The following is a 25,829-nucleotide window of genomic DNA, read 5'->3' as shown; positions in this document are numbered from 1 at the left end:
CTTCAATCCCCCAATCGGCTCCTTTTATATCGGACCTGAAGTCGTCCGGTAAAATCGTCAACGGACACCCGGGCCTGGATGCCGAATACGGTGTTCAGGTTCTGCGGCGTCAGCACATCTTCAGTGGGACCGCCTGCCACGACCCGGCCGGCTTTGATCATCACCATCTCCTGGCTGTATGCCGATGCCAGGTTCAGGTCCTGAAACACCGCAATCACCGTCCGGTTTTCAGCCTGCACCAGGCCGGCCACCCGGTCCAGCATCGTCAGGGCGTGGCAGACGTCCAGGTTGGCGGTGGCCTCATCCAGTACCAGCACCGGGGTATCCTGGGCCAGCGCCCGCGCAAAAATCACCCGCTGGCGCTCTCCCCCGCTCAAGGTGGTAACGGGACGGTCCTTGAAGGCGAGCACATCGCACTCGGCCATGGTCCGGGCAACCCGCTCCCGGTCCTCGGCGGAGGGGGCGCCGAATCGCGGCGTATGGGGATATCGCCCCATGGACACCACCTCTTCGACAGTAAATGGAAAATTGACGCGGTAATCCTGCGGCACCAGTGCAATCTGCCTGGCCAGCGCCCGCCGGCCGAAGGCGGCCAGGGGCCGGCCGGCATATCGGATATCACCATTCTGGGGCCTTCGGTGCCGGCAGATCAGGTCCAGCAGCGTGGTCTTGCCGCAGCCGTTGGGACCGATGATGCCGGTAAAGCGGCCGGACGCGAGATTGAGGTCCAGATCTTTAAAAATGGTTTTGCCCGGATGGGCGAAACCGATTCCGGAAAGGGAAAAGCTCATGATCAAAAGCCCTTTCCACCGGTCTGGCGCCTGCGGAACAGATAGCAGAAAAAAGGCCCGCCGATCAGTGCCGTAAGCACCCCGATAGGGATCTCATGGGGCAGCACGGCACGGGTCACCGTATCGGCACACAGGAGCAGGATCGCCCCCCCGAACAGGGACATGGGCAGCAGGCGCCGGTTATCCGGCCCCACCAGGGCACGCATCATGTGGGGAACCAGCAGGCCCACGAAACCGATAATCCCCGATACGGCCACGCAGGCGGCGGCCACCAGAGACGCAGTGACAAGCAGGATCCAGGGAACCCGCCGGGCATCTACACCCAGCGATCCGGCGGCCCGTCGCCCCAGGCACAGCAGATTCAGATCACGGGCGTAATAGATGAAGACCGCCAGGCCGACCAGGAGAAAGGCGGACGTCAGGCCAGCATCGGCCCAGGTTTTCGAAGCAAAACTGCCCATGAGCCAGAAAATGATCACCGAAACCTGCTCGTCGGCCACAAACTTCAGGAAGCTGATGCCGGCGGACAGGATCGCCGCCACGATGATGCCTGAAAGAATCAGGTTGTTGGCATTGGCCCCACCGGCCGACGAACTGAGGTAGACGACCAGCACCAGGGTGGCGGTTGCCCCGATAAAGGCGCACAGCGGGACGCTGTAAATGCCCGCCGCCGTCAGGTTCAGCAGGAGGGCCAGGGCAGCGCCGAAAGCGGCGCCGGCGGAAACCCCAAGGGTGTATGGATCGGCCAGGGGATTGAGCAGGATGCCCTGGAACACCACCCCGCAAAGGGCCAGTCCGCCGCCCACCGCAGCAGCGGTGAGGATTCGCGGCAGACGGACCTCCATGATGACGACCCGGGTCAGTTCGTCCAGCCCGCTGGTCAGCGCCGCGTTGCCCGTCAGGCTGCCGCCGACGACCCGCAGCACATCCACCCAGGCGATCTTCAGGTAACCCATGCCGGCCGACAGGATAATGGTCAGCAGCAGCGCCAGGACCATCAGACCGGTTAGGAGGCGGCTGCAGCGGCCCAGGCGCCGGATCGATTTGTCGGGTGTTGCGTCGGGCATAATTAATCCGTTCTCGCGCCCGCGATGGTTCCTGTCAATTTTAGCCAAGGGTCCCAGCCTTCTGCCGGCAGAAGGGGCGTCCTCCGCCGGCTCCCCGTCGCGAACCGGCAACGGCAGTGGCCTAAAACAAAAACCCTTCAAACCTGTCAAACGGTTCGAAGGGTTGCACCCGGTTTACTTGGCCCCAGACATATGACGGCCGGGAACCCTTTTCCAGGAAGGCGTCTCCGGCACCCAGGAAAGGCAGGTCTTCTGGCTTTCCCCACCCGATGGGCGCCTTCCCACACCGGCATCCCGGAGCAGTGGCACATGGTCCATCGGTTCCCTTTCGTTCCGTGTAAAGGGGCAGGGGTTACAGCGGCGGGACCGCTCCCGGTTTTCACGGGATTCCCTATTAAGCGAAACGCACCTTTATCTTCGCTTGTAAGTTAAATGCCCCGCCCTGTCAATGCCCAAAACATCTGCCAGCCTATCGCCCGGCGCAGGGATTCGAAACGCTTCTTCCCGGTTAAAATTTCCCGCGGGCATCAGGGATCGCCTGCTGGTGAAAAAAGGAGATCCATGGTTGAAAACCATATGATACTGATGGTATGCTTTCAGGTTGATAATTCCATAAAATGGAAGGCCGCCCAGAATGGGAGTCTTAAAAAAATATCATGTGGCCTCCGGGTCTTTCGAAACCGGCAATACCGATTCCCGCCTGCTTCAGGCATTTTTAGGCACCTGTGTGGGCGTTGCCGTTTTTGATGACACGGCCGGCGTCGGAGGACTTATCCACCTGTTGTTACCGGAGCCGGTCAGTGCCGGAAGCCTGGATCAGCCTGAAAAGTACGCCACCACCGGCATTCCGATATTCCTGCAGCAGCTGAAGCAAATGGGCGCCACCCGCGAAAACATGAAGGCCGTGGTGGCCGGCGGTGCCCTGGTGGGGCCCTTGACATCCCAGGACATCAATCTGGATATCGGTGGAAGAACGGCTGAAAACGTCTACATCGCGCTCCACAACGAGGGGATTGAGGTGGCCGGTGCGGAAACCGGCGGTTTTTTCACCTGCTGCCTTGAACTGGACATGCGGCACTGGGAATGCAGCATCCAGCCCGCCGGCTTCGATGCGGTGGACACGACCATCGCCGAATCATCGCCGACAAATGCAGACATCCAGCAGGCCATTGAAGCAATCAGACCCATCCCCCAGGTCGCCTTGAAGGTATTGCGGATCACCGATGATGGCAGTTACGACATCCAAAAAGTCACCGAAGAGGTAAAAAAAGACCAGGTGATCAGTGCCAGAACCATCCAATTGTGCAATTCGGCCATGTTCACCAAACGCCACGACGTGGCGTCTCTAGGGCATGCCCTGGTCTTTCTCGGACAGGAATTGTTTATCAGGCTGGTCATTTCGGCAGCCGTGCAGAGCTACTTCAATCAGGTGGGCAATGGATACAGCCTGTGCAAGGGAGGGTTGTACCACCACGCCATCGGCACCGCCATGATTGCTCAGAAAATTGCCGCCACGACAGGAAAAGCGGTTCCCGGCGTCGCCTACACGGCCGGACTGCTTCACGATATCGGCAAGGTGGTCCTCGATCAGTATATCACGGGTGCCTACCCGATGCTCTATCGGGAATTCCAGGACCGCCAATCGGAAATCATCGATGTGGAAACCCGAATCCTGGGTATGGACCATACCCGGGTGGGGGCGTTGCTGGCCCGAAAATGGTCCTTGCCTGCGCCGCTTACCGATGCGATCCGATATCACCACAATCCGGCCCAGTCCCGAAACAGCGACGCATTGACCACCATCGTCTACCTGGCGGATCTGCTGATGTCCAGATTCCACTCCGGCCTCGAACTGGAGCGCATGGGGACTAACAACCTGACCGACCACCTGGCACGGATCGACCTGTCCACGGCCCAGTTAAGCGACCTCGTCGATCTGATCCCGGGGAAAGTTTTCGAGCCAGCCGTGGAAAAGACCAACGACGAGCTTAACCCCTCAACCGATTGAGAACCCAACTCTATGGATAAACGCAAACAGGCTCAGTTGAAACAGCTCCCCGGTGTAGACCGTATTCTCGAGTATGGGGCCAGGGACCGACTGTTCGACGACATTCCCAAAACCGTCCTGCTTCCCGCCATCCGCGGCGTCATCGAGGCCCTGCGGGGACGGATACTCGAATCCGAAGCACCGGTGGACGACGGCTGTTTTTCCAAAGCCACGCTGGTGGCGGAAGTGAAGCAACGGGCCTGCAAAACCACGGCCCTTAAGCTGAAACGCACCGTCAACGCGACCGGTGTCGTGGTGCACACCAACCTGGGCCGTTCTCTGCTCGCACCGGCGGTTCTGGACCAATTGACGACAATTTCCAGCCGGTACTCCAACCTTGAGTTTGACCTGGAAAAGGGACAACGGGGTTCCCGTTACAGTACCGTCGAAGACATCCTGTGCGAGTTGACGGGCGCCCGGGCCGCCATGGTCGTAAACAACAACGCCGCTGCCGTTCTGCTTTGCCTGGACACCTTGGCCACCGGTCGCGAAGTGATTGTGTCCCGCGGGGAACTGGTGGAAATCGGCGGGGCCTTCCGAATTCCGGACGTCATGGCCAAAAGCGGGGCCATCCTGAAAGAGGTGGGGACCACCAACCGGACCCACCCCCGGGACTACGAAAACGCCATCGGTGAACAGACCGGCCTGCTGCTCAAGGCCCACACCAGCAACTACAGCATCGTTGGATTCACGGCTGCGGTGTCCCTCGCCGACCTGGTATCCATCGGCCGGCGCCATCATCTTCCCGTGATGGAAGACCTGGGCAGCGGCACCCTGGTGGATTTTTCCAAATATGGGCTGGACAAGGAGCCCACCGTCCAGGAATCTCTGGCCGCCGGGGTGGATGTCGTCACCTTCAGCGGTGACAAGCTGTTGGGCGGCCCCCAGACCGGCATCATCCTGGGTGACACCTCACACATCGACCGGATCAAGGCCAATCCGCTGACCCGGGCCCTGAGAATCGACAAAATGACCCTGGCGGCCCTGGAAGGCACCTTGCGGCTCTACCGGGACGAGCAGCAGGCGGTGCAACAGGTTCCCACCTTGAGGATGCTGACCACGCCGCTGACGGTCATCCGGGCACAGGCGGCAGCACTCAAATCCCGTCTTGAGGGACTGCCCGGCAGAACGCTCACGGTTGAACTGCTCGATTATTCCTCGAAGGCCGGCGGCGGTTCGCTGCCGATGCTGGACCTGCCCAGCTGCTGCGCAGGGGTTACCGTCGACGGGATATCGGCCAATGCCGTCGAGTTGTGGATGCGCAGCCATACTCCGCCCATTATCGGCAGAATCGAAAACGGTCGATTCATTATGGATCCCCGTACATTACAGGAAGAAGAACTGGATATTATCGTTAAGGCATTTGCAGACATGCTGGCCCATGGCACCGAGAGAAGGTAAATCGATGGCAAAACAAACCCCGGAGCTGTTCAAGAATCGAAGCGCGACAAAGGAATTCCTCTTCTCCCCTTCCGAAGACCTTATAGATGCAGGCAGCGAAAAGGAAATCTGCACCGACAGGGATAATGCCGCGGTCGCGCCCCCCAACGCCCTTTTCCCCGACATGCTCGACCGGAAGGGACTGGCCGATGCCATCGACACCCGTATGGCCACCGCGTCCATGCTGTGCGCCCTTGCGGTCAGGATGGACCGGCCATCCAGGGAAAGGCCGGACGGTCAGGAGGAAACCGGTTTAGGGGAAGACGCCGCCATGCCCGTCGCCAGATTATGCCGGGCGCATGACGGTGCCTGGGCAAAGACCGGTCGAAACCGTCTGGTCTGCGTGCTCCCCCATCTGGCCGTCACCGACGGCGGGAGGCTGGCCCGGAAACTGATGGATGCTGTCACCGATAACGGGCGCCCGCGCATCACCATCGGCGTTGCCACCTACCCGACGATCAATTATACGCGCGGCCAGATCGTCGATAATGCGGAAAAAGCCCTCGAGCACGCCGGCTTCTTCGGCCCGGGGACCATTACCCGGTTCGATGCGGTCAGTCTGAACATCAGCGGGGACCGCCATTACCAGGCCGGGGATATCACCGCCGCCATGGATGAATTCCAAAAAGGCCTGCTGCTCGATCCCGCGGACGTCAATCTGCAAAACAGCCTGGGGGTGTGCCATGGGGTATTGAAAGATTACGACAATGCCCTGGCCGCCTTCGAAAAGGCCATCTGGCTGGCACCGGAGGACGTGATGGCCATCTACAACAAAGGGTATGTCCTCCTGCTCCAGGGAAACCGGGAGCTGGCGCTGGAATGCTTCAGGCAGGCCGACGACCGCGAACCGAACGTGTTCGAAGTGGTCTTTCACATCGGCCAGACGCTTGTGGAAATGGGAAAAAATGAAAAAGCCAGGCCCTACCTGGAGGACGCTGTCCGCATCAACGCCCGCTCGGGGCCGGCATTCAAAAGTCTGGGCGCCTGCCTGGATGCGTTGGGGCTGACCCGGGAAGCCATCCAGGCCTACAAAAACGTGGTCAAAATATATCCCGAAGATGCGGACGCGCTCTCGATTTTAGGTCAGCTTTACACCCGGCTGGGGGAAAGCCTGGACGTGGCTGCCGTGCTGTGTGAGCAAAGTGTCCGCCTGCGCCCGGACGATGGGGTTTTCAGACATCGTCTGGGAAACGTGTACCTGAATCAGGGCAAGTTGGACCATGCACTGGCAGAATTTGAACTGGCCGACAGCCTCGGCCATGGCAGCCGTTCGCAGATCGAGGCGACGCAGGAGCTCATGATGGCGGCCAAGGCTTCCTGAAAGAAGGCCGGGAAGACGGGCGGCCATGCCATTCAACCGAAGTTGACCGGCCTGAACCGGCGAAGGTTGTTATCAGGGCTTTTGTGCTTATTGTAGACCTTTCTGACGGTGAATCGGCGGCAACGGTCGAAAGGAACGGCCCAAGAAAAACAAATGCCATCCGGATGAGTTTCCACGCGGCCCGCCGCTGGAACCTTGTAAATGCGAACGTTGAGAAAGATCAAAAACAAGGAGAACCCCTTCCATGCCCATCTATGAGTACCACTGCAACGGATGCGGTCACAATTTCGAGTATCTGGTCCTGGGCGGCAGCGAGCCGGACCAGTGCCCCGACTGCAAAGCAAACAAGGTCTGCCGCCTCATGTCCACCTGTGGCTTTGTCAGCAAGGGCAGCGGCGGCGAAACCGTGAGTCAGTCGGCCGGCGCCTCCTCATGCACCGGGTGCAGCGCCTCCAGCTGCGCCGGGTGTGGTCACTGATGGCCGGCGGCACCGTCACCATCGGCACCCGGGGCAGCCAGCTGGCGCTGTGGCAGGCCAACTGGGTCAAAAATGCCATCAGCGGGCACCATCCGGAGATCACCGTAGAACTGGCCATCATCAAGACCCGGGGGGACAAGATTCTCGATGTGCCGCTGGCCAAAGTGGGCGGCAAAGGCCTGTTCGTCAAAGAGATCGAAGAAGCCCTGCTGGACGGCCGCATCGACCTGGCGGTGCACAGCATGAAAGACATGCCCGCCGATATTCCCCACGGCCTGTGCATCGGTGCGATTCCCGAGCGGGAAGAGCCCCGTGACGTCCTGATCACCCGCAGCGGACGGCCACTCGACCAGTTGAAAAAAGGATCGCGTGTGGGTACCAGCAGCCTCCGCCGCTCGGCCCAGCTCCTGCATGCACGGCCCGATCTGACGATCGTTCCCTTGCGCGGCAACCTGGACACCCGCTTGAAAAAGCTGGCAAGCGAGTCGCTGGATGCCATCGTCCTGGCCGCCGCCGGCATTCGCCGCCTGGGACTGGCGGACCGGATCACCCAGACCCTGGACGAATCGATCATGCTGCCGGCCGTGGGCCAGGGCGCCCTGTGCATCGAAACCAGGGAGAAAGACCCGCGCATCGCATCGGTGGTGGCTGCCCTGGACGATCTGCCCACCCGGCGGGTGGTGATGGGCGAGCGTGCATTTTTAAATCGTCTCGAAGGCGGCTGCCAGGTTCCCATTGCCGGTCACGGGCATATCGACGAGAAGGGCTACACCCTCACCGGCCTGGTCTGTGATGTGGACGGCTCCCACCAGATCAAACAGGCCCTGACCGGGCCTGAAGCCGGGAGCGAAAAGGTCGGACTGGAACTGGCTGAAGCGCTTCTGGCCGAAGGTGCCGGAGAAATTCTGGAAAGGCTGAACGCAGATGCAAAGCAATGATAAAACAGGCCGCGTGTTTCTGGTGGGTGCCGGCCCGGGCGACCCCGGCCTGATCACGGTAAAGGGCGTGGACTGCATTGCCATGGCCGATGTGGTCGTCTACGACTATCTGGCGTCGCCGGCCTTGCTGGCACACGCCAATCCCGATGCGGAAATGATCTATGTCGGGAAAAAGGGAGGCGATCACACCCTTCCCCAGGATGGCATCAACGCCCTGATCGTGGAAAAGGCCAGGCAGGGTAACACGGTGGCCCGGCTGAAGGGAGGAGATCCCTTTATCTTCGGCCGGGGCGGCGAAGAAGCGGAAGTGTTGATCGCCGCGGGCATTCCCTTCGAAGTGGTTCCGGGTGTTACCGCCGCCATCGGTGCGTCGGCCTACGCGGGGATCCCCCTGACCCACCGGGACTATACGTCGGACGTGGCCTTTGTCACCGGCCACGAGGACCCCACCAAATCCGAATCCAGTGTGGACTGGAAAGCGCTGGCGACCGGCATCGGCACCCTGGTTTTCTTTATGGGGGTCAAGAACCTGCCGACCATCACCGGCAACCTGGCTGCCAACGGGCGACCGGCGGACACCCCGGTGGCAGTGATCCGCTGGGGAACCACCCCCAAGCAGAAAACCGTAACCGGCACACTGGCCACCATCGTCGATGAGACCCGGCGGGCAGGCATCAAAGCCCCGGCCATCATCATCGTTGGCGGGGTGGTCAACCTGCGAAAAACCATGCGGTGGTTCGAAAACCGACCCTTGATGGGACGACGCATCGTGGTCACCCGGGCCCGTGAGCAAGCCAGCGGACTGGTTCGGCAATTGACGGAATATGGCGCCGAATGCATTCAGTGCCCCACCATCCGGGTGGTACCGCCGAAGGACTGGGAACCGGCAGACAAGGCCATCGAAGCCCTCGACCGGTATGACTGGATCGTCTTTACCAGCGTCAACGGGGTGGATTTTTTCTTTCGGCGCCTCATCGAAAAAGGACTGGACGTTCGGGCGCTGGGGCACATCAAGACGGCCACCATCGGGCCTGCAACCGCCCACCGGCTCCAGGCCCGGGGACTGAAAAGCGACATTGTTCCGGAAAGCTACCGCGCCGAATCCGTGGTGGATGCTTTTGCCGCCACACCGGTCAAGGGCAGCAGGATTTTACTGCCCCGGGCAAAAGAAGCGCGCAGCGTGCTCCCCGTCGAGTTGACCCGCATGGGCGCCACGGTGGACGAGGTGACGGTGTACGAAACCCGGCGCGTGGAAGACAACGCCGCAGAATTGATCGCCCGTCTCGAAGACGGGACCATCGACATGGTGACCTTCACCAGTTCGTCTACCGTGAAAAACTTTCACCGGCTGCTGCCGCCGGACCGCGTCCGAGACCTGATGGACGGTGTCACAGTGGCCAGTATCGGCCCCATTACCTCTGAGACGGCCAGGGATCTGGGCCTGTCGGTGACCATGGAGGCGCAAACCTACACGATCCCCGGCCTGATTCAGGCCATTTTGGGCCATCAGGCGTAAGGCAGCGCGAAAGCACTGCGCAGCAACAGCCGGTGGCGCCGGAAAACTGCAATGGGAAAAAGCATGGACAACAGCATGGCCCCGGTCGGCGAGTTGGTCGACCGTGAAAAACGTCATTTGAACTACCTACGGGTTTCCATTACCGACCGCTGCAATCTCAGGTGCCTTTACTGTGTGCCGGAGGGCCGCATCCCGAAACTGGGTCATGACGACATCCTGAGCTACGAAGAGATCCTGCGTCTGATAAGGATCGGCATCCGGCTCGGTATCAGAAAAGTTCGCATCACCGGCGGAGAGCCCCTGGTCAGAAAAGGGGCCATTGACCTGCTGGGCCGGTTGGCCCGTATCCCGGAATTGAAAGATGTATCGCTGACCACCAACGGCGTCCTGCTGGCTGCCAACGCCCAGCGCATATTCGACGCCGGCATTCGCCGCATCAACGTCAGCCTGGACTCGCTGAACCCGGAAAAATACGCCCAGATCACCGGCTACCATCAGTTCAATCGGGTTTGGGAGGGCATCCAGCGGGCCCGGAAAATCGGTTTCGCGCCCATCAAGATCAATGTCGTGGCCATGCGGGGCATCAACGATGACGAAATCCTCGACTTCGGCAGGCTGTCAATAGACCATCCGTTCCACATCCGTTTTATCGAATACATGCCCATCGGAAACAGCAGGACCAGTTCCACGGATCAGATTCTGACACCGGAAATCCAGCAAATGATCGCCACCATCGGCGAGCTGATTCCGGTGGACAACGGATACAGCGACGGGCCGGCCAGGCGCTTCCGCATCGCAGGCGCCCGTGGAGAAGTCGGGTTCATCAGCGCGTTGAGCCATCATTTTTGCAGCCATTGCAACCGGCTGCGCCTGACGGCAGACGGAAAGCTTCGTGCCTGCCTGCTTTCGGACCACCATGAGCCCGTCAAAGAGGTGTTGAGAAATGGCGGATCAGATGAACAGATCGCTGAAATATTTAGAACCGCGGTGCGGCAAAAAGCGGCCAGGCATGATCTTTGCCCCAATGGGTTCACAACCGTAAAAGACCAGATGCAGGGTATCGGCGGCTGACCAACCACAACCCCTTGGTAGTTTCCCCTTCGTTCCCCTTACCATCCGGAAAAGGCGTCTGTTCTATATAACCCCTTGCATCAAAAGGGAATTTATGCTAACGGTTTGTGTGGATGAGTGCAGAAAAGTTCGTTCTGGTCATCCAGGCAGCTTGGTTCTGAACAGCAATTCCTTTGTTTCTATTGCATTGATACGGTACGTCGACACTGAGGCTCAGCCATGGAACGGGCAAACCTGTATTCGGATACTGCCCAGGCAGACACTGCGGTCAGTCCCAACGAAAAAAAGCTCATCTCCACCCCCAGCACCCCCGCATCCCCCGTTTCTGAGGATGCATGCAAAACCAAACCGATCAGCCAGCGTCAACTGATCGACAAGCTCAACTACTCCAATTTTCTCGACAAGTCTATTTTCGTCAATTTTCAACACAAGCGATACCACCGCACCCTGTCCATCAAGGCCAGCCCGCTGCCGTGCCAGGACAACCGGCTGACATGCCGCTGGCAACAGGATGCAGGCGGCATCATCGACCATCCGGACGACTTTTGTTTTCAGAACATCCTCATCCCTGACGGCAAGCGGTTTATCGTGGCTGCACCGGATGTGCTGGAAATCAACAACGAAACCATCCGCCTCATTTTACCGGAAACCTGCAGTGCCGCAGAGGCCAGAAGCACCAGGCGGCACCGATGCATGGACATCAACGTATATGTGACTCAGAACGGGGCCCTGTTCTACGGATCCATGCTCGATTTTTCCGCTTTTTCCTTTCGGGTTAAAGCGCGGACGACGCCTCCCCAGACGTTTGAGTGGATGGATATCGACTTGCCCGTGAATGTCATTCTTTTCGACGGCAGCCGGACCCTTTATTCCGGAGAATGCCGAGTGATCAAACAAACCCATGGGCACAAGAGCCAGGAATGGATATTGAAGCCTGCCCGGCGGCATATTCGGCGGTTCAGGCCCAAAGAGTTCAGAAGCACCCGCCAGAAGATGGTTCCCTTGCCAACCATCAGTTTCGTCCATCCGTTCTCTAAAAAGCAGATCCACCTGGAAGTGATGGATCTGTCCGGCTCAGGCTTGGCTGTCCGGGAGGAGGTCAGCCATGCAGTGCTGTTGCCGGGCTTGATCATCCCGGACCTTCAAATCTGTTTCGGGGATGGCTCCCATGTCACCTGCGCCGCCCAGGTGGTTTACAGTCTGTCCATCGAAGACGCGGAACAGGCCGGCATGCTCCGTTGCGGAATTGCCATTTTGGAAATGCCCGCGGACGAGCATATTAAAGTCCTGTCCCTCATCCAGCAGACCGGCAATAAGAATTCCTACCTATGCCACCGGGTCAACCTGGACGACCTGTGGAACTTTTTCTTTGAAACCGGCTTCATCTACCCGCAAAAATACGAATTCATAGAAAAAAACAAGGTCCGCATCAAAGCGACCTACAAAAAGCTGTACACCGAAAGTCCCGAGATCGCCCGGCACTTCATTCATCAGCGAAATGGCCTGATTCTGGCCCACATGGCCATGGTGCGGTTTTACGAAAACGCCTGGCTGATCCATCACCATGCGGCCATTCGATCGTCAACGAACCGGGGCGGCCTGGCCGTGCTCAACCAGATCGGCAGTTTCATCAATGACTCGCACCGGCTCAACTCCATCAAGATGAATTATGTCTTCTGCTACTACCGGCCGGAAAATAAATTTCCAAACCATGTTTTCGGCGGCGCCGCCAAACATATTCAGAACCCCGGGGGATGCTCCATCGATCGTTTTTCCTACTTCCATTTTCGGAAAAGCGAACAGAGCGCCAACCCGCTTCCCGCGGGCTGGCACCTTGCACCCGTCACCGAGAGCGACCTTCGCGACCTGGAGTGCCACTACGAGGAACATTCCGGCGGCTTGATGATCCATGCCCTGGACCTGGGCGCAGACAACCACGACATCCGGGAGACGGAAGCGGCGTTTGACCAGATCGGCCTGGTCCGTTCCCGGCACCTCTATTCGATCAAAATGGCGGGTGAACTGAAAGCGGTAATCATGATCGATATTGCCGATATTGGCCTGAACATGTCCGATCTGACCAATTCGGCCAAATTCATCATCCTCAAACATGAAGGCCTGAGCTATCCCATCATACAGGCCAGCCTGGTGGAACTGTTCAACCGGTTTCACCTTGACGAACTACCGGTGCTCACCTACCCGGCGCAAAGCGCTGAGCGATTGAAGGTTCCGACGGAAAAAACCTACAATCTGTGGATTTTGAGCATGAACCATACTGATGATTACTTCAGATATCTGAAACGGCTGTTGAAATTCATCAAGCATTGAGGCCAAAGCAATGGAAAAGGCGTTGTCGAACATGGGGAAATCGCCGGAAGACGACAGGGCCCGGGATTTACAACAGCAGAATCGTTGATTCCTTCATCAAGCTGATCAAAAACAAGTACGGCTTTGTAAATATCAATGAATTGATCGCCTATGCCGGCATGGAGCCATACCAGGTGGCCGACCAGGGACACTGGTTCAACCAGCAGCAGATCAACCTGTTTTATGAGAAAGCGCTTCGCGAAACGGGCAACCCTTTTCTTGCCCGGGAAGCGGGCCAGTATGCGGCATCCCCGGATGCCATCGGCATGATGCGCCAATACGTTTTAGGGCTCGTCGACCCGTCCACCGTCTACGAACTCATTGGCAAGACAACGGAAAAATTCGTAAAATCCGCCTCCTATAAATCCCGGAAAATAAGCCCCCAGAAAATAGAGATCACGGTCACCCCATACCCCGGTGTAAAGGAAGAGCCTTTTCAATGCCAGAATCGAATCGGTTTTATGGAAGCCATCTCCTTGGTATTCAACTCCAAGCCGCCTAAGATCGAACACACGGAATGCATGTTCACCGGCGGTAAATGCTGCCGATACATCATCTCATGGGATATGCAGATATCATCCATATGGAAGAAGATCAGGAACCTGATGATACTGCTGCTGATTCCGCTGTTCACGGCCCTGCTGATCGTTGATGCCGGTTTCGTCACCCTTCCGATGATCTTTTTGGGTTTAACCGCCCTGATGCTGGTAATGCTGATTGCGGAAAATACAGAGAAAAGAGAATTAAAAGCCAGTGCATTCAATCTCAAGGAATCGTCGGATCAGCTCGCCGCCCAGATCGAAATCAACTATAACATTACGCGGACTGCCAATGAAATCGGCCAGACCATCGCCAACCTGACCAATAAAGCGGATGTGCTTTCCCAGGCCATCTCTATTTTTGAAAAGCGGCTCGACTATGACCGCGGGCTGATCCTTCTCGTCAATGAGAAAAGGACCCTGTTGTCGTTTGCCGCCGGATTCGGGTATAACGACCGGCAGCTGGAATACATCCAAAAGGCTGCCTTTCACCTGGACAACCCCAATTCAAAGGGCGTTTTTGTCGTTTCCTGCAAAGAGAAGAAACCATTTTTAATCAATGACATCAAAGAAATCGGAAACAGCCTGTCCAGGCGAAGCCTGGCCTTTGCCCACCAGATGGGCACGCAATCTTTCATATGCTGCCCCATTATCTGCGACGGCAAATCCATTGGCGTCCTGGCGGTCGACAACCTGCGCTCCAAGCGCCCCCTGGTGCAAAGCGATCTGAGTCTTCTCATGGGAATCGCTTCGATCATTGGTATCAGCATCAGCAATACCGACCTGCTGGAGGCCCGCCAGCGTCAGTTCGACTCCATTCTGCAGGTGCTGGCGGCAAGCATCGACGCCAGAGACCCTCTGACAGCCGGCCATTCGGAAAAAGTCACCGACTATGCGATGGGGATATGCGAAGAATTGAATCTGTCGGCCAACTACCGGGAAATGATTCGTGTCGCGTCCCTGCTGCACGACTATGGAAAAATCGGTGTGCCGGATGCCATCTTGAAAAAACCGGGGCGGTTGACACAGGAAGAATATGAGAAGGTAAAAACCCACGCGGAAAAAACGCAAAAGATCCTTGAACAAGTCAATTTTGAGGGGATCTTCAGCCAGGTCCCGGAAATTGCCGGTTCCCACCATGAAAAAATTGACGGCAGCGGCTACCCCAACGGTCTGAAAGGCGAAGAGATTCCACTCGGGGCACGGATTATAGCGGTGGCCGATTTCTTCGAGGCCGTCACCGCCAAGCGCCACTATCGCGACCCGCTGCCGATCAGCTACGCATTCCGCCTCCTGGAAAAGGGTCGGGGCATCCACTTCGATGAGAAGATCGTTGACGCGTTTGTCAAGTTTTACGACAAGCAGATTAAGAAAGCCGAAATGCACTTTCCGAAAAAAGTGATTCCCATGAAAAAAGTGGGTTGAGCCCCTGCTCCCCGACCAAGCGGCGCCCGCCCCAGCCTGATGGTGGCCGCAAGCACCGGTAAAACCAGCCTGCCGCCATCGGAATGAACCAATGCGGTTATCCGCCTGCGGGACGCCGTCCGCGGCAGGATATCAGCGGTGTATAGGTAAAGCGCCGTGGATTGCTGAACGCCTTTTTGAACTCATCATAAAACGCATCATATCCATTTTCATATTCATCCAGCAAAAACTGGAACTTCTTGACCGCGACTTCAACCTTGGTGGTCCAGTTAAACTCGTCCACCGCGCCCAATTCGCCAAATATCAGGTGATGCGGCTCCATCATGACATCGATATTTTCGAACCCCAGGTCGTATAGAAATGAATACAGCTTGATGCCGACACGGGGATCGAAGTCCTCTTTGTTCTCCAGGACATGAATTACCCGGGAAATCGTTCGCTGCATTCTTTCAGGAATGCCATAGTGGCTGAGACAATTATAATCGAGATCCACCAGGCACAAGATGCCTCCCGGATTCAACAGGCGACTGATGTTCTTGACAATTTGAAAGGCGTCGGTTTTATGGTATTCCAGAAAAAAGCGCACCCAGATAAAATCAAAGGGCGCTATGTCATCCAGGGGCTCGAGCAGGTTGCGACAGAAAAAGGCAGGACCGTTGGGGCTATGCGTTTTTTCGGCATGAGCAATTCTATTGGCTGACCCGTCAATTCCCACCGCGCTTCCCTGAGGTTGAACGAGGTCGTGGAACAACTGGGTGGTTTTTCCCGGTCCACAGGCAAGGTCCGCCACACGCATTCCCGGACGCAGGCCGGCCCAAAGCGCCTGGCGCTTCACATTGTCCAGGTCGGTTTTTATTTCAAGGCGAAGCGTTTCATCATCATTTTCCATGAAATAACTTAAATCAGACATCGTTTTCGATCCTTAACCCGTATGAAAGCGTGGTGTAACATTCAGAAATCGACGTCTTGTCTTTTTGGACTGGGTTCATGGTGCCTTTCAACAATCATTTTCTTCCCGATACCCCACAGGCATCACCGTTGGTCAGCATTATTGGCGGCCTCCACTTAACATCGTCATAGAAATTAGTCAATGCAGCGCCCATCATGCCAAGGGCGGGTTATCGCAGAGGACCTCATGTTCTCAGGGTGGCCGTAAGACGCAATGGATGTCCGAGCAGTTCAAGCGCCGAGACGATATCCGTGCAGACAATGTCTGCGGCATTCAGGCTTATGGCGGAAGCACCTTCCGCGAGGATAACGATGATACCCAGGGCGGAGGCGGCCAGCATCAGTGAATCGTTGCGGCCATTGCCGATACTGGCCGTCCGCTCCGCACCCAGCCGGTTGACGAAGTTGACCTTGGCCTGGTCCTGGCGCCCCGGCGGTAAAACGGTCAATTGGCAATGGACCCCATCGAGGCCGTCAGCCGCTTTTCCGAAGGTGTCCGCAGTGACCACATGGACCGTCAGGTGTTCTGCAATTGCATTCAGTGCCGCTTTGACACCGGGGAGCAAAACACCGTCCACGGCAAGCGTTCCGTTATAGTCCAGCACCAAATGCTCAAGCGCCAGTTCACCAAAACCGGGAATGGCTGTGGATAACACGAGAATCTCCTTTCATGTCTGGCCCCATGAACCGCCTTTAACAGGGTGGACAAGCATCCGCCCGTGGTTCATGACGGCGCTTTTAATCGAGCCCTGTGAAAACCCGGCACAGGCAGGTGGTTCAAGGTAACGCCGCCGATCACCAGGACGGCTCCCACGAGAAGTGACGGCGTCAAGGGCTCGTTGAGAATAAGGTTGGCCAGGCAGATCGCACTGATGGGAACAAAATTGATAAACAGGCTGGCCCGGGACGGCCCGACCACCCGGATGCCTTCGTAGTACCAGACAAACCCCAGAACCGTTCCAAACCATCCAAGATAGGCCAGGTTGCCCCAATCGGCCAGGGAATAGCCCGGCGCCGACGTCGGCATGCCTTCCACACAGGCCGGGATCAGCAGCGCCAGCACACCGACGGCCGCCGAGTGGGACACGGCCGTCAACGGTGAAAGGTCGCGCATGACACGTTTTCCCAACAGCGAATAGGCCGACCAGCTGATCACGCAGCCAAAAATAAACAGATCCCCCCGGCCGATGCCGCCGGAAAACAGGGCCAACGGATCGCCACCGGAAATGGCGGTAATGGCGCCGGCAACGGAAATCAGAATGCCGAGGATCTTGGCTGGAGAGAGAAATTCCTTGAAGAACAGCATGGACAGCGCAGAAATGACAATGGGGTTGTTGGCGATAATAATAGATGCCCGGCTGGCGGCGACCAGCTTCAAGCCACTGAAGAAAAATGCGTTGTACGCAAATACGCCGGTCAACCCCAGCAGCACCACGGGCAATATCTGCTGTTTTTCCAACCCGGGAATTTTCCCCTGCCTGCGCCAGATAATGGCATACAGGCACACCGCGGCGAAGAGAAATCGAAAAAATGCAGCCGAAAACGGCGCAACGGATTCCGCCAGCATTCTGCCGGAGATAAAGGTGCCGCCCCAGAAAACGGCGGTCATCAGCAATTTCAGATAGGTGCTCAGCATTGGAGTGGGTTCCGGGTGGGTCAATCCTTGACTTTCTGTTGGAAAAGGGTTTGGATCAATTGAATTAACGTCCTCATGTCCCGGTGCCGATAACACAGGCACCGGCCATTGGTTGTAGCTGGTTTGCCGCGAAATCGCCAGAGATTTGTTTCCCCGACGCAGATGCGTCATGAATTAACGGGGAATTCCCAAAAATGACAGGAAAAAAAATGCTGGAAAAACAACTGGCGCCGGCATCGCCGGACCCCGAAAAGGAACTGGTCGATTTTATCATCAACCTCCCCCTGTTTGAGTTTCTGGAAAAAGAGGATCTTTTCGAAGTCGCCGTCCGGATGAATTTTGTAGACCTGGATCCCGGGGAGGTGTTGTTCCGGGAATGGGACAGGGCGGATTTTGTCTGTTTCATTGAAAGCGGGGAACTGGATGTGACCAAAAAAACCGGCCCCGACAGCAGTGAGGTCATGGCCACATTAAGAAGGGGAAGATCCATCGGAGAGATGTCCATCATCAACAATTTTCCACGATCATCGACGGTCGTTGCCCGCTCCAGGGTCAGGCTGGCGGTTTTTCCCCGTTCGGCCTTCGAGGACATTCTGGAAAAAAAAGCGGATATCGGGATCAGCATTCTGAAAGGATTGGCCACCCTGCTCAGCATCAACCTGAAAAAGGCATCCAACCGTCTGGCAGACAACATGCTCCCCATGGGATGACACCCGGTCTCCTCATCGGCGTTCGACGGCCATCCTCAACATGCCTGTCACGGGGGGAGTGCCCTGCCTTGGGGTAACAAGTCTGAACCGGACACCGGAGACCAGCAGTGAAAAAGCCCCATCCGGGAAAACAGGAAACACGTCACGCACTGGACGGGCGTCGCATCCGGCGGCTAACGGATGCCTTCGCGACGCATTTTTTTCCAACGCCGCATCACTCATCCGATGCCATCTCCGCCTTGTCCTCAAGCATCCGCATCCGGCTGTCGGAAACAATCTCTTTCTCCACCATGATATCGCCGATGCCGGCCCAACGCAGCTCATCGACTTTCAGGATCGTTTCCGGACGTTTGTTGTCCATGCTGTAGAAGGTGTATTTGAGGGTCAGTTCTTCTTTGGGCATCAGGGAAAAAGACCGGTTATAGTAAATGAAATGGTGACTCAGGATATAGTATCCGGCGGCGATGATAAGGCCGATGATGATGTATTTTTTAATCTGTTCCCACATGTTACCAGTCCTCCTCTATGGTAATGGTGCGCTCCGGCTTCGCTCGTACGCTAAAAAAACCGGTCGGACGGTCAGCAATGATCGATGCCCCCTCAATATAAGCCGCCAACGAAACACAGCCACCGTTTCTTTTCGGGATGGCGCCGGAAATCCGAACCGAACCGGAACGGGGTTGCCCCCGGTGGGTTTTGGGTTCGAAGCCCGTGCCGGATTGAGGTCAATAAACCCCCAATATATTGAATTTATGTGACAATCAAGATATATTTTAAATATTGCCACTTTATACCAGGAAAATCGGGCCCTGACGGGAACCGTTGGGGCACCGTCCAGAGACTGACGCACAGAGCCAATTTTAATTATCCGGCCTGGCTGTACGTTCACGGACTCAAACGGTGGGGCGTTTCAGGGCACGTGGCGGACGTGTAATCTGACACTTGGTTTTAAACCATTTGACGGTTGGTTTGAAACCGCGTAAATGAGCCTTAAAATCCAGTCCAGCGATCACCTTCTATACCACCGCCTGAAGTTAAAATAAAATTGAATAATAGTTTAAACCTACCAGCAAAAACATGGTTCCAAACCATCCGACGCGGGGTTCCAAACCTCGTGGCGCGGTACAATGTGGTAAAAAACGCCTGGATATTCCACACGCAACGGCCTGGCCATGGTCGCAATCCTTTGAAGAGGATAAGATTGCCGGGCAGCCGATCTATGGGAAATACTTCAGGGATAACGGCGATATACGATGGAAATTGGAAAAATGGGGAACCACATGGAAGAGGTAAAATGATTCATAGTGATGGGCAAACACAAGATGGTTTATGGAAGTATGGTGAATTTCAAGACCCTTAACTCGAGAAGGCGCAGTGAAGATATGTCACCCCGTCTCAACGTCATAGAGGTGAGGATCACACGATCCTGGCTAACCGCCACAGGGTCTATCAGCTGGCCAAGCAAAAAAGGCCCGATCGGTGGAGCGCTAAAAGCCGCAATTGGGAACCGGTCCAGCAGGTATGGCTGAACTGTCCCAAAGATACTGAAACCCAGCTGACGGGGATTTCAAAGGTTGCTTGACGAGAAAAAGTTTTGAAAGAGCGATTGAACAATCGAGATGATGGTAATCATCTCTTATCAACTCCACCAGCCGGAAGCGTTGGCAAAAGAAAAACGGGGTCAGGTCACCACATTTGACAAAATAGGCGGTGGTTGAGGAGTTCATTTTTCTCTCTTTAACCGCCGTTTTTTATCAAAACCGATCCGATCCTTTGGGGCCATAGAAAAAGCGAAAGTCCACTCCCCGCAAAGGAAGGCATAGGGGTCGCATCTTAAATGTTAATTATTGGCAGGCCATACGCATCCAGATTACAGATGTTGTACAGGATGGCCGTCTCTCCGTCGATATCCACGCGGTGGTGGTGATGAAGACCATCAGCGGGCCTTCCACCGTGTTCTCCTCGGTTTTGAGCTTGCCGGTGGCCGCATCCTTGCCCTTATAGGCGATGGTAATTTTTTTGGAACTCTGGATACTGCGGATGGAGTAGATGGCCCCGCTGGTGCCGTCCAGCTCCTCGATGGCCAGGATCTTGTGATAGAGACTGTCCGACTCCTTGTAAAACAGGGCCTGGTCGGTCAGGCGGGTGTATTTGATGACCTCATCGATGGGGATCAGGGACAACACCGTGTCCTGCAAAAACGATTTACCCGCGGCGCTCCTGGATTGGATCATCACCGACAAGGGTTCGTCCATCTTGCGCGAGACAGCGGCGATGTAGCAAAGCAGTCTGTTCATGGCCTCGCCGGTGTAGCCGATGGTCTCAAAGTCGGCCAGCAACTCGTCGAGCAGGTCCGGGTTTTTCAAAAAGGCCAGCGCCGCCGCCCGGTCCGCATCGCTCATCTTCTTTTGGGACGCTTGCGGCTTTGAGTCGGGCGCTTTGTGGCTCTCCGCCAGCTCCAGCAGGCGCTGGGCGTCTGCGGTCACCGTCTGCTCGTCTTTCCCGAACACATCGCACAGCCTTGACCAGATAGGCCCTGGAGCGCGCCGAGTAAAAATCCACCGTGTCCACGTGCATGCGCCGGGCCGCCCCTTTTTTGCCCACAACCCCCTTGACCGTGGCTTTGAGTTTGGTGCCGCGTTTGACAATGCCCCGCACCTCGTAGCGGCAATCTGCGGCATGCATTACAAAGCCGCCGTCCATGGGCATTACGCGCACCGTATCCGGCACTTTCTGGCCGCTGACCGGCGCTTGCGGGTGCACCAGGGCCTGGAACCGGCCAGCGGCATCGGCGGTTAAAAGAAAAAAGTCGTTGATATCCTTGCCCTCGGGAAGGTCGATGCGGCGGGTGGTAAAGCCTTCGCCCTCAAGCCTGGCCACTGTCTTGTCTGCGGCCTTGCGTCCGGTCTCGTCGGCATCGAAGCAGATGTGCACGGTTTTTACCTTGCAGGCGGCCAGCCATTGCAGATGATCGGGCACGTTGCCGGTCACCATCTCATCCAGGCGGCGGCCATAAATGCCGCACGGATTGCCGCCTGCATCATACAAGGGGAAGGTCACATACCCGTAAAAGTGCTCATGGCCATTGTCCGCGAGCACGCCCATGCCCTTTAACTGCCCGCTGATATCGCCGTCATGAGGCAGCACGTTGAGCAGCGTGCCGTTGGCAAAGCCGAGCTTGTGGGCACTGTACACGGCTTTATCCGTGATGCCCCGGCGCTCAAGGTACTGCATCGCTCGCGGATCTTCGGCAAAGGCCGTGTGGTAAAAATCGATCACCCGCCGCAACAGCTTCACCTGGGCGGCGGTCGGTTTTTTGGGGGGCGTCTCCTTTTTCCGGCGGGACCGGGGTGGGCGGTCAAGATCGCTGCCGGACAGCCGTTTGACAGCCTCGGTAAACGGAACCTTGTCGAACAGCTCAACGAACCGGATCACGTCACCGGCAGCCCCGCAGCCGAAGCACTGGAACAGATTTTCATCCGGATTGATCGATAAAGAAGGATTGGTGTCGTCGTGGAACGGACAAAGGCCAAACCAGCCGCTGCCGTTTTTCTTGAGTGCAATGCCCCTGGATTCTACCAGGGCTACCAGATCAACGCCACGTTTGACGGCCTCGATCCGCTCCTTCACTATAGCCATAGTGGGGCCTCCTCCCCAAAATCTGTCAAGCATTTTCATTGTCCGTATTTCGGATTTCTGTTATCCATATAAGGAACACATGTCAAGAGCTTCGTTAACCCTTGTGATATAGAAGGAGGCAAAAAATGATAAAGGGGGACCGCATCATCATGGCCGATAAAAACGTAAGAAAGTCCTTTGGAAAGAGGCTTAAAGCGCTGAGGAAGCAAAAGCGGTGGACGCAAAAGGAGCTGGCGGCCATGGCGGATATCGGTTTTTCCCAGTTCAACAAATACGAATGCGGGCTGCACATTCCACCAGCAGAAAAACTCATCGAGCTATCCCGTCTTTTGGATACCTCCGTGGACTATCTGCTAAGCGGAGAGACCCCGCAGGACTGTTCGCTGCACAACACAAGGCTGATCAAACGGTTTCGGGAGTTGGAACATTTCGATGCCGAGGATCAGGAGGCGGTCATCAAGCTGATCGATGCGATGATCGTCAAAAACAAGGTGGAAGGAGCGATCCAGCCATTCGCGCAAAAGGCCAGCTGACATGCCTACGGTGTTGCGATCCGGTCCCTACCGCTTATATTTTTACAGTCACGAGCCCAACGAACCGCCCCATGTGCACATCGACCGGGACGATGCAACCTGCAAGTTCTGGATCGATCCGGTGGCGCTGGTCCGCAACCTGGGATTTAGCGCCAAAGAATTGCGTGAGATGGAAAGACTGGTCATCGACAACCAACAGGAGCTTTTGGAGGCCTGGCATGAGTATTTCTCAGATTAACCCTGGTGAACGGGTCAAAGACGTACATTTTACCGAAGACAGCCTGAGCGTCGATCTGATGGACGGCCGCACGATCAGCGTGCCTCTGGCCTGGTATCCGCGTCTTTTACACGCTAGCGCCGAGCAGCGCGGCAACTGGCAGCTTGCAGGTGGGGGATTCGGCATCCACTGGCCTGACATCGACGAGGATCTGAGCACCGAGGGCCTGTTAAGGGGTGCGCCAGCTCCGCGCAAGACCATGCCCAACGTGGCCTGACGGCCATCTAAGCACTTCCCACGTAAACAGCCACCACATCGTCCCGGTCGGGACCGTGCCCCAACTCACTTTTCAGCAAGGTCCGGGCGTCCTGGTCCAGTTTTTTCCATTCGCTGCCAGCCACCTGCCGGGCATTGGCCCTAAACGCTTCAGCGGTATCGACGTGACCGGGCGGCAAAGCCGGTCAGTGCCCGGTAACGCTCCCGGGCGTAAGCGTGGCGCAGGCCGTGGGCAGAGGCTCCGCATTGTTGTTTCGTAATTCCTTGGGCCTTGATGGTGCGGTAAAACAGAGCGTTCCACTGCCGCTCGGTCATGGTGTTGGCCATGGTATTGGCTCCGGAGAGCACGGTTTTTGCGTATGCAATGGCCACCCTTGCCGGGTCCGAGATCTGGTGAAGTATGCGGTCTCTGCCCCCCTTGGTGCCGTCGGTGATGTAAATGCGCCCGTCGGCCAGGACACTGCGGGCGGGACTGAACTTGAAGCTCTCCTCTTTTCTCAAGCCCAACGTACGCTGGAGCATCAGCTGGGCGGCAATGCGGTTGTCGTTGATGCTGTTGCTTGATTGCAAGGCGGACACGGCTTTCTCGTAGGCCGCCTGGGGTAAGGATTTGTCCTGGTTGCTGACGTAGACGCGGTTTGCAAGATTGAAGGCCCGGTTGTCGGCGGCGATGCGGTCGTTGTCGAAGTGACGCAAGACGGTGCGGACGCCGGAGAGATATTCCTTGATTGTGCCCACGGCCAGACCCTCGGCCTGCCAGCGGTCCACCACCGCCCCCACGTGTTTGTTGGTGAGATTGGTCCATTTCTGGACGCCATGGCCGGTTTGCCGCAGTGGGCATATGTGGCATATGGTGGCATATGGGACGCCCTCAACTTACGGGGCATATGGGACGCCCTCAACTTAGGGGGCATATGGGACGCCCTCAACTTATCAACTTCACGCCAAGATCGTCGGCGATGTGGGCGCCCCGCCGGACGGACTTGCTCACAGCTGTAGTGGAAATGCCCAACCGCCCGGCCATGGCGGCCATGCTCTCGCCCAATTCCTGCACCGACCAAAAGCAGAGCAGGCTACGGGCCATGACCTGCTGTTTGTACTTGCCGGGAAGCCAGACCCGGTCGGTGGTGATGCCAAGCACCTGCGCAACCCGATCAGCCACATCTTCCACGGTCAATCCTTGGGCCTTCAGCGCATAACGCCGATCTAAAACCTCCTGGCTTTCCGCAAGAATCCGTTCGACAAAAGCGCCATCGCCAAGAATCCGCTCGTCGCTCTTTTCATGGGTAGCGGCAGCTCTGATCGCCTTCACCGCGGTCCAGCCGCCGGCGCTTCGGATCAGACCGCCGCCGGTCAGATCGGTTCGTTTTCCATTCGCGATTCCTTTTTCGACAAACGACCGGTAGCCCTTGCGCGCCGACGCAACTCTTTTACCGAATTGCCTCAGAACCACCGTAACATTTTGCCAGGCGCAATCGATAGTGCCCATGACCGTCGCGTGACCACAGTAGGGGTACTTGTCCAAGGCTTTCATGTCGGCGACCAGTTTGGCTCTCAGGGGATTCAAATGGATGTATCGCACCAGTTCCAACAAATAGGCGTCTTCCTGGCACAAGATGGATTTATAGCGGTTTTGGAACAGGTGGCCGCTGCGCCGGTGCCGGCGGTTGAAACAGATGGCATGGCCGGTCAGCAACCGGCGCATCACCGTGGCGATGGGAGCGCTACCGGTGCGCAGCAAAAGGTGGAAGTGGTTGGGGATCAACGCCCAGGCGTAGCATTCGGTTCCGGTTTGATCGAGAATCGTGCCCAGGCGTTCGATGAAGGCGTCGCGGTCTTCGTCGTCGTTGAAGATCTTGCGACGCTCGATGCCGCGGGCAATGATGTGGTGCAGCGCTCCGGGGGTGTCTATGCGGGCTTGGCGGGGCATGCAGGACTGATTATCAGCCCGACCAGCTTGCGTCAAGTTTATATGTTAAGGGCGTCCCTAATTCCCAAACTATCACCCCTGATTTATCAGTATCTTTCAATTAACCACAACCCGTTCTTGTCGCGGCTAAAATAAATATAGTAGGTAATGGTAACGACTTGACCGTTGATCTCATGATTCTGTCGAATCCGGTATTTAGCGACTCCGTTAACGTAATTTATCCAGGATATGTTCTGCATTCGCCCAACCAGCGTTGCCAAATCATCACCCAATGCATTGTAGATGGCGGCATAGCGCTCCCGAGCATCCTCATGATGGTATTCCAGCGCTCCATCTACATCACCGGCCATCAAAGCGGCTTTCATGTTCGTCCATTTGTCTTGCAGCAAGTCATCCAGCGCAGCCCGATCAACCACTTCAATGCTAATCTCATCCGTATATACATTGCCCTCTGAATCGGTTGCCTCTATCTCAAAGGTATGTATGCCTTCTGTCGTAACTTCCAGCCGTATCTCATCCATTGATTCATCGAGATAGGTGACGTCATCCGGCCCAAAATAGGTCATCTGGACTGAAGCGACGGCAAACGAGCTGTCGATCCTCAGCGTGGTCTCGAAGGGCGACGTTCCCGAAACCGGACTGGCGGTCAGGCGGATATAATCCTCGGGCATTTCCGCATTGACCGTGATAGAATCCGATAACGTAAGCCCGGAAGCATCCGTGGCCGCGGCCGTGATGATGTTTTCTCCCTGGATCAGGGGCACATGGTTGACCGTGAACTGATCGCCGTCGATCATCGCGGGCAGGCTATTTACCATCAGGCCGGTTTCAAGACCCTCGGCATGATCAAGAACCTTAGAGAACCTTAGGGACATCCATAAATAGGAACCTTAGGGACATCCATAAATATATAAATTACGGTAGGAAGTCTGAAATATCG

26 protein-coding genes and 1 riboswitch are annotated in these 25,829 nt (G+C 56.7%); of the genes, 14 read left to right on the top strand and 12 right to left on the bottom strand.

Features of this window, described 5'->3' with window-relative positions:
- Positions 1-2: 2 nt before the first annotated feature.
- Entirely contained in the window at positions 3-791 is a 789-nt protein-coding gene (locus DSCA_RS30180; RefSeq protein WP_155319951.1) for an ABC transporter ATP-binding protein, read from the bottom strand.
- A 2-nt stretch (positions 792-793) separates the two neighbouring features.
- A complete protein-coding gene (locus tag DSCA_RS30175; protein WP_155319950.1) occupies positions 794-1,858 on the bottom strand; it encodes a FecCD family ABC transporter permease in 1,065 nt (354 codons plus the stop codon).
- A gap of 225 nt (positions 1,859-2,083) precedes the next feature.
- A riboswitch (cobalamin riboswitch) is annotated at positions 2,084-2,286 on the bottom strand.
- Between the two features lie 206 nt (positions 2,287-2,492).
- On the opposite strand from DSCA_RS30175, the gene DSCA_RS30170 reads away from it, so the two are divergent.
- The 9 genes from DSCA_RS30170 (at position 2,493) to DSCA_RS30130 (ending at position 15,000) form a co-directional block, all read left to right on the top strand.
- Positions 2,493-3,866, top strand: a complete 1,374-nt coding sequence (locus tag DSCA_RS30170; protein WP_155319949.1) for an HDOD domain-containing protein — start codon at positions 2,493-2,495, stop codon at positions 3,864-3,866.
- 12 nt (positions 3,867-3,878) lie between these two features.
- A complete protein-coding gene (selA, locus tag DSCA_RS30165) occupies positions 3,879-5,306 on the top strand; it encodes an L-seryl-tRNA(Sec) selenium transferase (RefSeq protein ID WP_155319948.1) in 1,428 nt (475 codons plus the stop codon).
- Positions 5,307-5,310: 4 nt separating this feature from the next.
- Complete coding sequence (locus DSCA_RS30160; protein ID WP_167528017.1) at positions 5,311-6,666, top strand: tetratricopeptide repeat protein; 1,356 nt, start codon at positions 5,311-5,313, stop codon at positions 6,664-6,666.
- 244 nt (positions 6,667-6,910) lie between these two features.
- Entirely contained in the window at positions 6,911-7,144 is a 234-nt protein-coding gene (locus DSCA_RS30155) for an FmdB family zinc ribbon protein (protein ID WP_155319946.1), read from the top strand.
- Positions 7,099-8,082 carry a hydroxymethylbilane synthase gene (gene hemC, locus DSCA_RS30150; RefSeq protein ID WP_231716321.1) on the top strand — a complete coding sequence of 328 codons (984 nt, stop codon included), beginning with the start codon at positions 7,099-7,101 and terminating at the stop codon, positions 8,080-8,082. Before DSCA_RS30155 ends, hemC begins: the two co-directional genes overlap by 46 nt.
- The gene (cobA, locus tag DSCA_RS30145) at positions 8,069-9,598 is read left to right on the top strand and encodes a uroporphyrinogen-III C-methyltransferase (protein ID WP_155319945.1); all 1,530 of its coding nucleotides are present in this window, start codon (positions 8,069-8,071) and stop codon (positions 9,596-9,598) included. Before hemC ends, cobA begins: the two co-directional genes overlap by 14 nt.
- Before the next feature lie 51 nt (positions 9,599-9,649).
- Positions 9,650-10,669, top strand: coding sequence for a GTP 3',8-cyclase MoaA (gene moaA / locus DSCA_RS30140; protein WP_231716320.1), 1,020 nt, complete (start codon positions 9,650-9,652; stop codon positions 10,667-10,669).
- Between the two features lie 219 nt (positions 10,670-10,888).
- Complete coding sequence (locus DSCA_RS30135) at positions 10,889-12,997, top strand: PilZ domain-containing protein (protein ID WP_155319944.1); 2,109 nt, start codon at positions 10,889-10,891, stop codon at positions 12,995-12,997.
- 173 nt (positions 12,998-13,170) lie between these two features.
- Positions 13,171-15,000 carry an HD domain-containing phosphohydrolase gene (locus DSCA_RS30130; protein ID WP_197904693.1) on the top strand — a complete coding sequence of 610 codons (1,830 nt, stop codon included), beginning with the start codon at positions 13,171-13,173 and terminating at the stop codon, positions 14,998-15,000.
- A 97-nt stretch (positions 15,001-15,097) separates the two neighbouring features.
- Here the strand turns inward: DSCA_RS30130 and DSCA_RS30125 are convergent, their stop codons facing one another.
- From DSCA_RS30125 to DSCA_RS30115, 3 genes are all read right to left on the bottom strand, one after another.
- Positions 15,098-15,910, bottom strand: coding sequence for a class I SAM-dependent methyltransferase (locus DSCA_RS30125; protein WP_155319943.1), 813 nt, complete (start codon positions 15,908-15,910; stop codon positions 15,098-15,100).
- Between the two features lie 223 nt (positions 15,911-16,133).
- Positions 16,134-16,604, bottom strand: coding sequence for an HAD family hydrolase (locus tag DSCA_RS30120; protein ID WP_155319942.1), 471 nt, complete (start codon positions 16,602-16,604; stop codon positions 16,134-16,136).
- A 68-nt stretch (positions 16,605-16,672) separates the two neighbouring features.
- Entirely contained in the window at positions 16,673-17,584 is a 912-nt protein-coding gene (locus DSCA_RS30115) for a DMT family transporter (protein ID WP_155319941.1), read from the bottom strand.
- Positions 17,585-17,793: 209 nt separating this feature from the next.
- Here DSCA_RS30115 and DSCA_RS30110 point away from each other — a divergent pair, with 209 nt between their 5' ends.
- Positions 17,794-18,294 carry a cyclic nucleotide-binding domain-containing protein gene (locus DSCA_RS30110; protein WP_167528016.1) on the top strand — a complete coding sequence of 167 codons (501 nt, stop codon included), beginning with the start codon at positions 17,794-17,796 and terminating at the stop codon, positions 18,292-18,294.
- 214 nt (positions 18,295-18,508) lie between these two features.
- Here the strand turns inward: DSCA_RS30110 and DSCA_RS30105 are convergent, their stop codons facing one another.
- Positions 18,509-18,802, bottom strand: coding sequence for a hypothetical protein (locus DSCA_RS30105; RefSeq protein WP_155319939.1), 294 nt, complete (start codon positions 18,800-18,802; stop codon positions 18,509-18,511).
- A 711-nt stretch (positions 18,803-19,513) separates the two neighbouring features.
- Here DSCA_RS30105 and DSCA_RS33420 point away from each other — a divergent pair.
- The gene (locus tag DSCA_RS33420; protein ID WP_155319938.1) at positions 19,514-19,654 is read left to right on the top strand and encodes a hypothetical protein; all 141 of its coding nucleotides are present in this window, start codon (positions 19,514-19,516) and stop codon (positions 19,652-19,654) included.
- A 127-nt stretch (positions 19,655-19,781) separates the two neighbouring features.
- Here DSCA_RS33420 and DSCA_RS30095 read toward each other — a convergent pair whose 3' ends face one another.
- From DSCA_RS30095 to DSCA_RS30085, 3 genes are all read right to left on the bottom strand, one after another.
- Positions 19,782-20,021: a hypothetical protein gene (locus tag DSCA_RS30095; RefSeq protein ID WP_155319937.1), complete on the bottom strand. Its 240-nt coding sequence runs from the start codon at positions 20,019-20,021 to the stop codon at positions 19,782-19,784.
- Between the two features lie 117 nt (positions 20,022-20,138).
- Complete coding sequence (locus tag DSCA_RS30090) at positions 20,139-20,696, bottom strand: hypothetical protein (RefSeq protein ID WP_155319936.1); 558 nt, start codon at positions 20,694-20,696, stop codon at positions 20,139-20,141.
- The gene (locus DSCA_RS30085) at positions 20,617-21,933 is read right to left on the bottom strand and encodes a CHC2 zinc finger domain-containing protein (RefSeq protein ID WP_167528015.1); all 1,317 of its coding nucleotides are present in this window, start codon (positions 21,931-21,933) and stop codon (positions 20,617-20,619) included. Before DSCA_RS30085 ends, DSCA_RS30090 begins: the two co-directional genes overlap by 80 nt.
- 125 nt (positions 21,934-22,058) lie before the next feature.
- On the opposite strand from DSCA_RS30085, the gene DSCA_RS30080 reads away from it, so the two are divergent.
- The 3 genes from DSCA_RS30080 to DSCA_RS30070 are packed head-to-tail and all read left to right on the top strand — an operon-like array spanning position 22,059 to position 22,960.
- The gene (locus DSCA_RS30080) at positions 22,059-22,466 is read left to right on the top strand and encodes a helix-turn-helix domain-containing protein (RefSeq protein WP_155319934.1); all 408 of its coding nucleotides are present in this window, start codon (positions 22,059-22,061) and stop codon (positions 22,464-22,466) included.
- Position 22,467: 1 nt separating this feature from the next.
- Positions 22,468-22,704, top strand: coding sequence for a DUF4160 domain-containing protein (locus tag DSCA_RS30075; RefSeq protein WP_155319933.1), 237 nt, complete (start codon positions 22,468-22,470; stop codon positions 22,702-22,704).
- The gene (locus tag DSCA_RS30070; RefSeq protein ID WP_155319932.1) at positions 22,685-22,960 is read left to right on the top strand and encodes a DUF2442 domain-containing protein; all 276 of its coding nucleotides are present in this window, start codon (positions 22,685-22,687) and stop codon (positions 22,958-22,960) included. Before DSCA_RS30075 ends, DSCA_RS30070 begins: the two co-directional genes overlap by 20 nt.
- A gap of 149 nt (positions 22,961-23,109) precedes the next feature.
- On the opposite strand, the gene DSCA_RS30065 is transcribed toward DSCA_RS30070, so the two are convergent.
- The 3 genes from DSCA_RS30065 to DSCA_RS30055 form a co-directional block, all read right to left on the bottom strand.
- On the bottom strand, positions 23,110-23,793 hold the full coding sequence (locus DSCA_RS30065; protein WP_269434698.1) for an integrase domain-containing protein: 684 nt from the start codon (positions 23,791-23,793) through the stop codon (positions 23,110-23,112).
- Between the two features lie 91 nt (positions 23,794-23,884).
- Positions 23,885-24,889, bottom strand: a complete 1,005-nt coding sequence (locus DSCA_RS30060; protein ID WP_155319931.1) for a transposase — start codon at positions 24,887-24,889, stop codon at positions 23,885-23,887.
- Between the two features lie 86 nt (positions 24,890-24,975).
- The gene (locus DSCA_RS30055; RefSeq protein WP_155319930.1) at positions 24,976-25,764 is read right to left on the bottom strand and encodes a hypothetical protein; all 789 of its coding nucleotides are present in this window, start codon (positions 25,762-25,764) and stop codon (positions 24,976-24,978) included.
- Between the last annotated feature and the right edge of the window lie 65 nt (positions 25,765-25,829).

Origin of the sequence: Desulfosarcina alkanivorans, assembly GCF_009688945.1 — a bacterium.
Lineage (GTDB): Bacteria > Desulfobacterota > Desulfobacteria > Desulfobacterales > Desulfosarcinaceae > Desulfosarcina > Desulfosarcina alkanivorans.
This window is presented reverse-complemented; position numbering and strand designations above follow the sequence as displayed.

Coding starts and splice junctions, on each gene's coding strand:
- DSCA_RS30180 (WP_155319951.1), bottom strand. CDS start 791: ATGAGCTTTTCCCTTTCCGGAATCGGTTTCGCCCATCCGGGCAAAACC.
- DSCA_RS30175 (WP_155319950.1), bottom strand. CDS start 1,858: ATGCCCGACGCAACACCCGACAAATCGATCCGGCGCCTGGGCCGCTGC.
- DSCA_RS30170 (WP_155319949.1), top strand. CDS start 2,493: ATGGGAGTCTTAAAAAAATATCATGTGGCCTCCGGGTCTTTCGAAACC.
- selA (WP_155319948.1), top strand. CDS start 3,879: ATGGATAAACGCAAACAGGCTCAGTTGAAACAGCTCCCCGGTGTAGAC.
- DSCA_RS30160 (WP_167528017.1), top strand. CDS start 5,311: ATGGCAAAACAAACCCCGGAGCTGTTCAAGAATCGAAGCGCGACAAAG.
- DSCA_RS30155 (WP_155319946.1), top strand. CDS start 6,911: ATGCCCATCTATGAGTACCACTGCAACGGATGCGGTCACAATTTCGAG.
- hemC (WP_231716321.1), top strand. CDS start 7,099: ATGCACCGGGTGCAGCGCCTCCAGCTGCGCCGGGTGTGGTCACTGATG.
- cobA (WP_155319945.1), top strand. CDS start 8,069: ATGCAAAGCAATGATAAAACAGGCCGCGTGTTTCTGGTGGGTGCCGGC.
- moaA (WP_231716320.1), top strand. CDS start 9,650: ATGGGAAAAAGCATGGACAACAGCATGGCCCCGGTCGGCGAGTTGGTC.
- DSCA_RS30135 (WP_155319944.1), top strand. CDS start 10,889: ATGGAACGGGCAAACCTGTATTCGGATACTGCCCAGGCAGACACTGCG.
- DSCA_RS30125 (WP_155319943.1), bottom strand. CDS start 15,910: ATGTCTGATTTAAGTTATTTCATGGAAAATGATGATGAAACGCTTCGC.
- DSCA_RS30115 (WP_155319941.1), bottom strand. CDS start 17,584: ATGCTGAGCACCTATCTGAAATTGCTGATGACCGCCGTTTTCTGGGGC.
- DSCA_RS30110 (WP_167528016.1), top strand. CDS start 17,794: ATGCTGGAAAAACAACTGGCGCCGGCATCGCCGGACCCCGAAAAGGAA.
- DSCA_RS30105 (WP_155319939.1), bottom strand. CDS start 18,802: ATGTGGGAACAGATTAAAAAATACATCATCATCGGCCTTATCATCGCC.
- DSCA_RS33420 (WP_155319938.1), top strand. CDS start 19,514: ATGGGAAATACTTCAGGGATAACGGCGATATACGATGGAAATTGGAAA.
- DSCA_RS30095 (WP_155319937.1), bottom strand. CDS start 20,021: ATGAACTCCTCAACCACCGCCTATTTTGTCAAATGTGGTGACCTGACC.
- DSCA_RS30090 (WP_155319936.1), bottom strand. CDS start 20,696: ATGAGCGATGCGGACCGGGCGGCGGCGCTGGCCTTTTTGAAAAACCCG.
- DSCA_RS30085 (WP_167528015.1), bottom strand. CDS start 21,933: ATGGCTATAGTGAAGGAGCGGATCGAGGCCGTCAAACGTGGCGTTGAT.
- DSCA_RS30080 (WP_155319934.1), top strand. CDS start 22,059: ATGATAAAGGGGGACCGCATCATCATGGCCGATAAAAACGTAAGAAAG.
- DSCA_RS30075 (WP_155319933.1), top strand. CDS start 22,468: ATGCCTACGGTGTTGCGATCCGGTCCCTACCGCTTATATTTTTACAGT.
- DSCA_RS30070 (WP_155319932.1), top strand. CDS start 22,685: ATGAGTATTTCTCAGATTAACCCTGGTGAACGGGTCAAAGACGTACAT.
- DSCA_RS30060 (WP_155319931.1), bottom strand. CDS start 24,889: ATGCCCCGCCAAGCCCGCATAGACACCCCCGGAGCGCTGCACCACATC.
- DSCA_RS30055 (WP_155319930.1), bottom strand. CDS start 25,764: ATGTCCCTAAGGTTCTCTAAGGTTCTTGATCATGCCGAGGGTCTTGAA.